Annotated in this window: 11 protein-coding genes and 2 pseudogenes; 10 read left to right on the forward strand and 3 right to left on the reverse strand. The window is 62.0% G+C overall.

Features of this window, described 5'->3' with window-relative positions; all coding sequences use genetic code 11:
* Positions 1 to 37 precede the first annotated feature (37 nt).
* From GEU01_RS12025 to GEU01_RS12040, 4 genes are all read left to right on the forward strand, one after another.
* The gene (locus GEU01_RS12025) at positions 38 to 376 is read left to right on the forward strand and encodes a DUF736 domain-containing protein (protein WP_010516012.1); all 339 of its coding nucleotides are present in this window, start codon (positions 38 to 40) and stop codon (positions 374 to 376) included.
* 106 nt (positions 377 to 482) lie between these two features.
* Entirely contained in the window at positions 483 to 1151 is a 669-nt protein-coding gene (locus tag GEU01_RS12030; protein ID WP_019086290.1) for a lytic transglycosylase domain-containing protein, read from the forward strand.
* A gap of 201 nt (positions 1152 to 1352) precedes the next feature.
* Positions 1353 to 3092: a relaxase/mobilization nuclease domain-containing protein gene (locus GEU01_RS12035; RefSeq protein ID WP_019086291.1), complete on the forward strand. Its 1740-nt coding sequence runs from the start codon at positions 1353 to 1355 to the stop codon at positions 3090 to 3092.
* Between the two features lie 129 nt (positions 3093 to 3221).
* On the forward strand, positions 3222 to 3779 hold the full coding sequence (locus GEU01_RS12040) for a flavin reductase family protein (RefSeq protein ID WP_026018703.1): 558 nt from the start codon (positions 3222 to 3224) through the stop codon (positions 3777 to 3779).
* A gap of 11 nt (positions 3780 to 3790) precedes the next feature.
* Here GEU01_RS12040 and GEU01_RS12045 read toward each other — a convergent pair whose 3' ends face one another.
* Both GEU01_RS12045 and GEU01_RS12050 read right to left on the reverse strand, forming a co-directional pair.
* Entirely contained in the window at positions 3791 to 4222 is a 432-nt protein-coding gene (locus GEU01_RS12045; protein WP_019086293.1) for a hypothetical protein, read from the reverse strand.
* Between the two features lie 9 nt (positions 4223 to 4231).
* A complete protein-coding gene (locus tag GEU01_RS12050) occupies positions 4232 to 4483 on the reverse strand; it encodes a type II toxin-antitoxin system Phd/YefM family antitoxin (RefSeq protein WP_012222748.1) in 252 nt (83 codons plus the stop codon).
* A 188-nt stretch (positions 4484 to 4671) separates the two neighbouring features.
* Between GEU01_RS12050 and GEU01_RS12055 the strand changes: the two genes are divergently transcribed.
* The 6 genes and pseudogenes from GEU01_RS12055 to GEU01_RS12080 form a co-directional block, all read left to right on the forward strand.
* Positions 4672 to 6672 carry a conjugal transfer protein TraG gene (locus tag GEU01_RS12055; protein ID WP_019086294.1) on the forward strand — a complete coding sequence of 667 codons (2001 nt, stop codon included), beginning with the start codon at positions 4672 to 4674 and terminating at the stop codon, positions 6670 to 6672.
* A gap of 7 nt (positions 6673 to 6679) precedes the next feature.
* Positions 6680 to 7111 carry a ribbon-helix-helix protein, CopG family gene (locus GEU01_RS12060; protein ID WP_026018704.1) on the forward strand — a complete coding sequence of 144 codons (432 nt, stop codon included), beginning with the start codon at positions 6680 to 6682 and terminating at the stop codon, positions 7109 to 7111.
* Between the two features lie 147 nt (positions 7112 to 7258).
* Positions 7259 to 8263: a P-type conjugative transfer ATPase TrbB gene (gene trbB, locus GEU01_RS12065; RefSeq protein WP_019086296.1), complete on the forward strand. Its 1005-nt coding sequence runs from the start codon at positions 7259 to 7261 to the stop codon at positions 8261 to 8263.
* Positions 8260 to 8628 carry a TrbC/VirB2 family protein gene (locus GEU01_RS12070; RefSeq protein ID WP_019086297.1) on the forward strand — a complete coding sequence of 123 codons (369 nt, stop codon included), beginning with the start codon at positions 8260 to 8262 and terminating at the stop codon, positions 8626 to 8628. Before trbB ends, GEU01_RS12070 begins: the two co-directional genes overlap by 4 nt.
* Positions 8628 to 8903: a VirB3 family type IV secretion system protein gene (locus GEU01_RS12075; protein ID WP_019086298.1), complete on the forward strand. Its 276-nt coding sequence runs from the start codon at positions 8628 to 8630 to the stop codon at positions 8901 to 8903. Before GEU01_RS12070 ends, GEU01_RS12075 begins: the two co-directional genes overlap by 1 nt.
* Positions 8904 to 8916: 13 nt before the next feature.
* A pseudogene (locus GEU01_RS12080) lies at positions 8917 to 9663 on the forward strand (conjugal transfer protein); the annotation flags it as partial.
* A 338-nt stretch (positions 9664 to 10001) separates the two neighbouring features.
* Here GEU01_RS12080 and GEU01_RS24350 read toward each other — a convergent pair.
* A pseudogene (locus tag GEU01_RS24350) lies at positions 10002 to 10196 on the reverse strand (IS110 family transposase); the annotation flags it as partial.

Here is a 10196-nt window from a genome sequence, read left to right on the forward strand (position 1 = left end):
ATTTTTCAATTGACTTCGAAACAGGGGAATCTTTGTCATGACCCAGATCGGATCTTTCATACGCACGCCTGACGGATTTGCAGGCAGGCTGCGGACACTGGCACTGGATGCAGAACTCACCTTCCTGTCGGTTGGGGCAGGAACGGCAGAAAACGCGCCGGATTATCGTATTCATCTCGGCGACGGGGATGCCGGTCCTGAGGTCGGCGCAGGATGGACACGTACCGGCGAACGAGCGGGCGAATATGTCTCCGTGCTGCTGGATGATCCAATTTTCACGCAACCCATTCGTGCCAGCCTGTTTCAGGTCGGTCGTGGAGGGCGTGACTGGCAACTGGTCTGGAACCGTCAGGTGAAACGCGATGACCGGCGCTGATCGTGTTCACGGAACAGTGCCACACGGCTGGATGTCTTTTCTCTTTCCGGTCTGTCTTCGTGGTGCCGTAAGCAGATGCCGGAGAGTGACAGCGAAGACGGCCGGCATGCTGTTCGCCTTGGGATGGATGGTATGTGTACCCATGTCAGCGCAGGCTAAAACGTATGATTTGCTGATCACGGAGGCAGCCGCGCGGATGCAGGTTCCACCAGAATGGATTGCTGCTGTCCTGCAATCCGAAAGCGCTGGTGACATGAAGGCCGTATCCGCGAAAGGTGCCATGGGGCTCATGCAACTGATGCCTGCGACCTGGACGGATTTACGCAGGATGCTCGCTCTTGGTGCCGATCCGTTTGATGCGCATGACAACATTCTTGCTGGTGCTGCCTATCTCCGCATGCTGCATGAGCGTTACGGCGATGCTGGTTTTCTGGCAGCTTACAATGCGGGACCGGGCCGCTACGACGAACATCTGGCGACGGGCCGACCGCTACCGCAGGAAACACTGGCTTACGTGGAAGCGGTCAGGGCACGGTTGCGTGGCGATAGTCCGCTCGCAGGGCAGGGGACATCGCGGACGGTATGGCCCAGGCGTGAATGGCAGGCTGCCTGGCTCTTTATCGTGCCATCCGATCATCCAGACATCATCATGCCGCGCGCTGAAATCATGCAGCGGAATGGCAGTGGGAATGCAGTACGGACGCTGTTCGTTGGACATTTCAGCGGCCTTCCCAATGTCTCACCTTTGTCGGTTCAAGAGGGACGGAAATCGTGAGTGAGGACCGCGAAAGATCGGAAAAAAGCGAGGGCGAGGGCGAGGGCTGGATAAAAGGCCGCACATCGCGGCTCGGTTGGGGTGGCGGTTTTCCGGGGTTTTTGAAGTCCTGTCGCGAGGTGCGTGGATTTCCCGCACCTCGCGTCGAGGTATCATCTCTTTGATCCGACGCGATATTTCGCGCGGTGTAGGGCTTTCTCCATGAGCAGGGACGAGGAATTCCGGGTCCGGCCAGGCCGTATCCGCTCCACCCGCGGCCGTCAGGCGCGCCCCTTCGTGACGCAGGTGCTGGCATCCGTGCAGCGGGCTGGTGGTCGGGTCTCCCGCGCTGGGAAAATCAGTGCCGGGCGTCGCTCCAGTTTCGGGCGCGGCAGAGCCGCCGCCCATGCCGCCAATCGCCTGCTGACCAGCCGTTCACGGGGCGTCGTGATCAAGGCCCGTGTCGTGCGCCATGCCCCGCGCGCCACACCATTGGCAGCACACCTGCGGTATCTCCGTCGGGAGGGCGTGACGCGAGACGGGGAGGACGCGCGCCTGTTCGGCAAGGACAGCGACGACATCCGCGCGTCAGACTTCGCGGAACGATGCGATGGCGACCGCCACCATTTCCGCTTTATTGTCTCTCCGGAGGACGCACCGGAGATGTCGGATCTGCGGGCTTTCGCGCGGGATCTGATGGGGCAGATGGAGGCCGATCTCGGCACGAAGCTCGGCTGGGTCGCCGTCGATCACTGGAACACCGCACACCCGCATCTGCACGTTATCGTCCGGGGCGTTGCGGAGGACGGTTCCGACCTGGTGATCGCCCGTGATTATATCCGCGAAGGAATGCGTGCTCGTGCCCAGGATCTGGTGACGCTGGAACTCGGGCCACGCACTGATCACGACATCCACCAGGCGGTCGAGCGGCAGGTGAATGCCGATCGCTGGACCCAGCTTGACCGTCAGCTTCAGAGGGACGCCGGGGAAGATGGTGTCATCGCTCTGGGGCGCGCGCCGGGCGAAACACCGGACGCTTTTGCCACCGTGAAGCTGGGTCGCTTGCGCCGTCTGGAAACCATGGGGCTGGCGCACCAAGTCAGGCCGGATCGCTGGCGGATGGACGAGAGTGCGGAAGCCACGCTGCGGGAGATCAGCGAGCGCAACGATATCATCAAACGGATCCATCGGGGGCTGACGGAGCAGAAGATCGACCGTGCCGCATCATCATGGGTAATCGCCGCCGAGGATACCACCGATCCCGTCATCGGCCGGCTGGTTGATCGTGGTCTTGACGATGAGCTGCGTGGCACGGCCTATGCCGTCATCGATGGAATTGATGGGCGAACGCATCATGTCCGTCTGCCGGACCTTGAAGCCGCTGGTGACGGAGCGGTCGGTTCGATCGTGGAATTGCGGCGTTTCAGCGATAAACAGGGACGTGATCGTGTCGCGCTGGCTGTGCGTTCCGACGTCACGCTGGAGCGGCAGGTGACGGCGGAGGGCGCTAGCTGGCTCGACCGGCAGGCGATCACGCGGGAGCCTCTTGCCCTGGCGTCCACCGGGTTCGGCGCCGAGGTCAAAGAGGCGATGAAAAAGCGGACGGATCATCTGGTGGAGCAGGGGCTGGCCAGCCGCGACGGCGGAAGCATCCGTTATGCCCGGAACCTGATCGCCACGCTGCGTCAGCGGGAGTTGGAGACGCTGGGCCGGAGCCTCGCCGGGAAATCGGGGATGCCGTTCCGGCGGAGCGGGGAGGGTGACCCCGTTGCCGGCACCTACCGCCAGCGTTTCAATCTGGCGTCGGGCCGGTTCGCCATGATCGACGACGGGCTGGGCTTCGAGTTGGTGCCATGGTCGCCGTCGCTGGAAAAGCAGCGAGGGCGGGAGGTGTCAGGCATCATGCGCGGGGATGGGGGGATCGACTGGTCGTTCGCGCGGAAACGCGGGCTTGGGCTGTAAAGTCTGATGCTCTGATTTTTCTTCGCATGTACTTCCTGTTCTTCATGATACCGTTGACGCAGCGCAATACAGAGCACGCAGGTGCCCTGCTACCAGTTTAGGATCGGCGACAACCTGATGGAGACTGCCATGCAGCCGTTTCCCCTTGATCGAGCTTTTACCTTTCTGGAATCCGGGCCGGTAACGCTCGTGACCACGCATGACACTGGGCGCGACAATGTCATGACGATCACCTGGACCATGGTGCTGGATTTCGACGCGCGTTTCGCGATTACCACCGGTCCCTGGAATTACTCATGGAAGGCGATCGAGAAGACGCGCGAATGTGTGATCGCCATTCCGTCCGCAGACATGCTCGACACTGTCGTGGGGATCGGTCTCTGCTCCGGGAAGGATACGGACAAGTTCGAGAAATTCGGTCTTGCGCGTCGGAAGGCTGACAAGGTGAAAGCCCCGCTTCTCGATAAGTGTCTCGCGAATATCGAATGCCGTGTCGTCGACATCATCGAGCCGTATGGCATCGTCATTCTTGAAGGGGTCGCTGCGCATGCCGACCCGCATAGCAAGGGGAGGTCACCCCTGCATGGCATTGGCGATGGCACCTTTGTGACCGACGGGCCTGTGCTGGACCGGCGCACGATGATGCGCCCGAAACTGCCACCGAGTGTCCTGACACGTAAATCGTAATCCCCAGATGATTATTCCCGTGGGGTTTGCCGCAGGCTTCGATCCTTCTGGTGAGCGACGATCCCTCGCTTGACCGCCGCGAATATGTCCACCGGCAGGAAGCCCCAGGCAAAACAGTCGGGTTGGTTGCGCGAAACGGGCCGCAGATCATAGCCCGGCCACACGAACCGGTTGAGTTCTGCGGTTATGATCCAGGATGGCTCGTCATCCAGCCCAAGGCGTCGTTTGACGTTTGCCGGGAGTGCCACCGCATGTGGGTCGTCCGGTTGGGAATGGGTGATCGGCACCACATAAACCTGGCAGTCGCCGTCAGCATCGGCGGCAGCAACCACAATGGCACAGGGCCGGGCTTTCCGGCCCTCCTCGGCTCCGGCGCGATGCTGGTTATGCCAGAGATAGGAATACGAGATGACCAGGCCTGGCGTCGGTTCGGGAATGGGCACGATGCGCGCTTACTGACCGACAGTGTAGCGGTGTTCCTCGGGGATCTCCGCAGCTTCGATCAGCGCAATCTCATGATCGTTGAGATCGGTCGCGGCGATGGCTTCGCGCTGGGCCTGTTTCAATGCGTGAAAGGTCTGGGCCGAGACGATATAAACCGTCTCCCGACCATACTTCGTGACCTTCACCGGTTCGGTGAGCGCACGGTCGTGGTAGGCACCGAAATTCTTCTGCACGTCGGATGAGGTCACGGTCGTGGACATGGAAGCATCCTTCCTTTTTATCTATCTTCCGTAAGATACGGATTTCTGGTCGGGCGTGCAAGACCGGATTCCGCAACGCGCAAGTATTTCTTCGCTCCAGTCCGCTCTGGTACGATGGGTACCGGATCATGCTTGCACGCGGGAAAATCCCGGTTCTTCGCTGTCTCCCATAACGAGGGGAGGACTCGATGGACCAGCCGGGAACACGTATCCAGTGGGGACAGGCTCTGCTGGTCCTGTCCATGATCGTGCTGTCCTGGTGGACGGCCACTCAATGGACGGCCTGGGAACTCGCGTTCCAACCGGAACTCGGTCAACCGTGGTTCACGGTTCTGCATCGCTGGCCGGTCTACGCTCCGCCGCTTTTTTTCTGGTGGTGGTACGAGTTCGACGCCTACGCACCAGCGGTCTTCGCGCGTGGCGCCTGGATCGCGGGTTCGGGCGGGGTGCTGGCTTTTGCAGCGGCCGTGGCGCTGTCCGTCCACCGCGCCCGCGAGGCGAAGCGGGCCGCGACCTATGGCTCCGCCCGCTGGGCCGAAGACGCGGAAATCCGCGCGGCCGGGCTGCTGGGCGAGGATGGCGTCGTGCTGGGGAAATACCGCCGCTCCTATCTCCGGCATGACGGTCCCGAACACGTCCTGACTTTCGCACCGACGCGCACGGGCAAAGGTGTGGGGATGGTGATCCCCACGCTCCTGACCTGTCCGGGTTCGGCCATTATCCATGACATCAAGGGCGAGAACTGGCAGATCACCGCCGGTTTCCGGAATCGCTTCGGGCGGGTGCTGCTGTTCGATCCTACCAATCCGGCATCCTCGGCCTACAACCCGCTGCTGGAGGTGCGGCGCGGGGCATCGGAAGTTCGCGATGTGCAGAACATCGCCGACATCCTGGTCGATCCCGAGGGATCACTGGAGCGGCGCAACCATTGGGAGAAAACCTCCCATGCCCTGCTGGTCGGTGCGATTCTGCATGTGCTCTATGCCGAGGACGACAAGACGCTCGCCGGGGTGGCGAAATTCCTCTCCGACCCGAAGCGGTCGATCGAGGCGACCCTGTCCGCCATGATGCGGACATCGCATCTCGGGAAGGCAGGGCCTCACCCCGTCGTGGCGTCGGCGGCGCGGGAATTGCTGAACAAGTCCGACAATGAGCGCTCCGGAGTGCTCTCCACCGCCATGTCGTTTCTCGGCCTCTACCGCGATCCGGTGGTGGCCACCGTCACCAGTCGCTGTGAATGGCGGATCGGCGACCTGCTGGAGGGCGAGCAGCCCGTTTCCCTGTATTTTGTCATCCCGCCCTCGGATATCAGCCGCACCAAGCCGCTGATTCGCCTGATCCTCAACCAGATCGGGCGGCGGCTGACGGAGGATCTGTCAGGCCGGGAGGGGCGGCGTCGCCTGCTGCTGATGCTCGATGAGTTTCCCGCTCTTGGCCGTCTGGATTTCTTCGAGAGCGCGCTCGCCTTCATGGCGGGCTATGGGATCAAGGCGTTCCTGATCGCCCAGAGCCTGAACCAGATCGATAAAGCCTACGGCCAGAACAACAGTATTCTCGATAATTGCCATGTCCGGGTCAGTTTCGCCACGAACGACGAACGTACAGCAAAGCGCGTATCTGACGGTCTGGGTGTGGCCACCGAGATCCGGTCGCAGAAGAACTATGCCGGGCACCGGCTGTCGCCCTGGCTCGGGCATCTCATGGTTTCGCGTCAGGAAAGCGCGCGGCCCCTGATGACGGTAGGCGAGGTCCAGCAACTCCCGGCACGGGAGGAAGTGGTCATGGTGGCGGGGTGTCCGCCCATCCGGGCGCGGAAAGCGCGGTATTTCCAGGACCGCCGTTTTGTCGAACGTGTCCTGCCGCCGCCCGATCCGGCGCAGCTGCCACGGCCTGTCCGGCCTGATGACTGGAGTGGCCGTCCATCTCATGCCACTCCTTCACCAGAGGAGACAGCACCGTCAGCAGCGCCCGACAAGCCCGACGATGCGGACAGTGATGAATCCCTCGGCACAGGGCGGAAGTGGTCACGCGAGCACGATCCGGCAGAAACCGGCAAACGCAAGCCGCGTGCGGCACCGGACCTTTTTGGTGAGGAACCACCACCGAATCCGGAAGCACGGGACCGCGCCGACCTGACGCGGATCGCCCGGCAGGCTGGGCTCGACCGTGGCAACGATCTCGGGCTGTGAGGGCGTGATGAGAACTTCCCCGAAGAAGGCGCGCCTGTCGGTCTATCTGGAACCGAAACTGCTGGATATCCTGACCGCCCATGCGGCGCGGCGCGATCTGTCCCTTTCCCTGGTGGCGGAAGCCGCCATCGCATCCTTCCTGTCGCCCGATGCCGATGAGCGGCGGGAGGCGGCGATGAGTCGCAGGCTGGACCGCCTCGACCGGCAGGTCGCTCGCATGGAGCGCGATCTCGGGATCAGCCTTGAGACGCTGGCCTTGTTCATCCGCTACTGGATGACGGTCAGTCCGCCCTTGCCGGAACCGGCCGCAGCGGCGGCGCGGGCGCAGGGGGCGGAACGTTACGAGGCGTTCGTGGCCGCCCTTGGGCGGCGACTCAGCCGGGGGCCACTCTTCCGGCAAGAGATCCCGGAGGATGTGCCTCCTACATCGGAAACCTGATCCCGCGATCTGCAAGTAAAAACCGCATTCACTACGATCCTGTACGATCGCAGGAAAATGCTGTTGAAAACGGGAGAAAACAGCACTCTCTAATGATCCCCGTCGTCGTCCGGAAAAGCCGGATGACCCAAACGGACGGGGATTCCCATGGCGGTTACACCGATTGAAAATGGTGCCCGACAGCGCGGCATGTCCATGCTGCGCACGGCGATGGGGCCGGCGATTGCCCGGCATCTCGCTGATCCCACTGTGGTCGAAGTGATGCTCAATCCTGATGGGCGGCTCTGGATCGACCGTCTGTCCGAGGGGCTGGGCAATACGGGTGACAGGATTACGCCAGCCGATGCCGAGCGCATTGTCCGTCTGGTGGCCCACCATGTCGGGGCTGAGGTGCATGAGGCAGCACCCCGTGTCTCGGCGGAACTCCCGACCGGCGAACGGTTTGAGGGATTGCTGCCGCCCGTTGTGACCGCCCCGAGCTTCGCCATCCGCAAGCCCGCCGTGGCCGTCTTCACCCTCGATGACTATGTCGAAGCCGGGATCATGAGAGAGGGGCAGGCAGACTTCCTGCGTCATGCGGTCTCGGAACGGAAAAACATCCTGGTCGCAGGTGGCACGTCCACGGGCAAGACCACGCTGGTCAATGCCCTGCTGGCCGAGGTGGCCAAAACAGGTGATCGCATCGTGCTGATCGAGGATACGCGCGAACTGCAATGTACGGCGCCCAATCTCATCGCCCTGCGGACCCGTGAAGGCGTGATTACCCTTTCGGACCTTGTCCGCTCCGGTCTCCGCCTGCGCCCAGACCGTATTCCCATCGGTGAGGTGCGTGGCGCGGAGGCGCTGGATCTGGTCAAGGCGTGGGGCACCGGCCATCCGGGTGGCATTGGTACCCTTCACGCCGGGTCGGTGCTGGCCGCCCTGTATCGTCTGGAACAACTGATCCAGGAGGCGGTGGTGACAGTGCCACGTGCCATGATCGCCGAAACGATCGACGTCATCGCGGTCCTGTCCGGACGCGGCAATTCCCGCCGCCTATCCGAACTGGCGGAAATCAATGGTCTCGATCCCGTAACGGGCACCTATTGCATCCATTCGGTCAGCTTTTCCCCTTCCGAAACATCCAGCTATGCCAATGGAGAATTATCATGATGCCGTCTTCACGTCTGCGCGCCATCGTGTGCGCTGTCGCACGTCCTGACCGGCATGTGCCGGATATGCGTGTGTTCGGAACCTCCATGCTGCTGTCGCTTGCTTTCGCGTCGTCGGCATGGGCGTCAGGATCCAGCATGCCGTGGGAAACGCCCCTGAACGAGATTCTGGAATCCGTGCAGGGACCGGTGGCGAAGATCATCTCGGTCATCATCATCACCGTGACTGGTCTGACCCTGGCCTTCGGGGAAACATCTGGGGGCTTCCGTCGCCTGATCCAGATTGTCTTTGGACTTAGCATCGCTTTTGCAGCGTCCAGCTTCTTCCTGTCCTTCTTCTCCTTCTCCGGCGGGGCGCTGATCTGATGGCGGGATATGACGATGACGTCGTGCCGGGCTTCCATGTCCCGGTGCATCGCTCGCTGACCGATCCCATCCTGCTGGGTGGTGCGCCCCGTGCCGTCGCCATCGCCAACGGCACGCTGGCGGCGGCTATCGCCCTGGGCCTGCGGCTGTGGCTGATCGGGGCGGTGTTCTGGCTTGTAGGACACACGCTCGCGGTCTGGGGTGCGAAGCGCGATCCTTTCTTCATTGAGGTGGGACGACGGCATCTTCGCTATCCCGCCTGGTTGCGGGCATAGGGAGGGCAGAGCGATGATGTCCCTTGGCGAATACCGCAGCCGGAATTCACTTCTGTCCGACTTTCTCCCATGGGCCGCGCTCGTGGAGAAAGGCGTCGTGCTGAACAAGGACGGTTCATTCCAGCGCACGGCAAAGATACGCGGTCCCGATCTGGACAGCGCCACACCTGCCGAACTGGTCGGTGTCACCGGGCGGCTGAACAATGCGCTCCGCCGTCTGGGTTCCGGCTGGGCCGTGTTCGTCGAGGCTCAGCGCGTGCCAGCGACACTCTACCCCGAGAGTGATTTCCCCGATGCGGCCAGCCAGATGGTCGATCTGGAACGCCGGGAGCAGTTCGAGGATGAGGGCGCGCATTTCGAGAGCCGGTATTTTATCACCCTGGTCTGGCTGCCACCGGCGGAATCTTCCGGTCGCGCCGAGCGTTTTCTCTATGAAGGCAGGGAACGGGACGGCCCCGATCCGCACGGCATATTGAATTCCTTCGTTGATCGCTCCGACCGGATGCTGGCGTTGCTCGATGGCTTCATGCCCGAGGCGGCGTGGCTGAATGACGGCGAGACGCTGACGTATCTGCATTCGACCATTTCCACCCGGAACCAGTGCGTCAGGGTGCCGGAAATCCCGATGCACCTCGATGCCCTGCTGGTCGATCAGCCGCTTGCGGGCGGCCTGGAACCAAAACTCGGCGATGCGTTTATTAAAACCTTGACGATCACCGGTTTCCCGAGCCGGACCTTTCCCGGAATCCTGGACGACCTATGTGGACGGCCGGTTCGATGCAATGGATCACATTTGTTATCTCTCTGCGTTTCTCTAAATCTTGTTTTCTCGGTGGAATGCATCGCTGCTCGCAGGATGCGGGGATCCGGTCAGGTGCGCCCTTATGTCCGGCCTGTTTGTGCGACGTTTTTCGCTGGCCATTATGGGTGTGCGCTTGCGTGTCAGGCACCAATCTTGAAAACGTGCTCGATGGCACATGTCATCCAACGGTATCGCCTGAACTGTTCCTGAATTACAGTCTTCCCATCACGCTGGTCAGTGCATTCTGCCGGATCTACCGGGGCGAACCCCGGCATCCATCGTCTTGGCAGCGCATGTCAGATTACAGCGACATTGCGGCCGGCCGGACGATAGATCTCTTTGCGCGACAGGAGAGCCCAGACGATCCGGGCCAGTTTGTTGGCAAGTGCGACGGTTGCAAGACGTGTTGGGCGACGCTCCAGAAGCTTGCAAAGCCATGCCCCTGCGGCGCTTGTCCATTTCTGCGCGCGGAAGGACATGGATGTCGCCCC

The organism is Komagataeibacter europaeus LMG 18890 (genome assembly GCF_000285295.1).
Lineage (GTDB): Bacteria > Pseudomonadota > Alphaproteobacteria > Acetobacterales > Acetobacteraceae > Komagataeibacter > Komagataeibacter europaeus.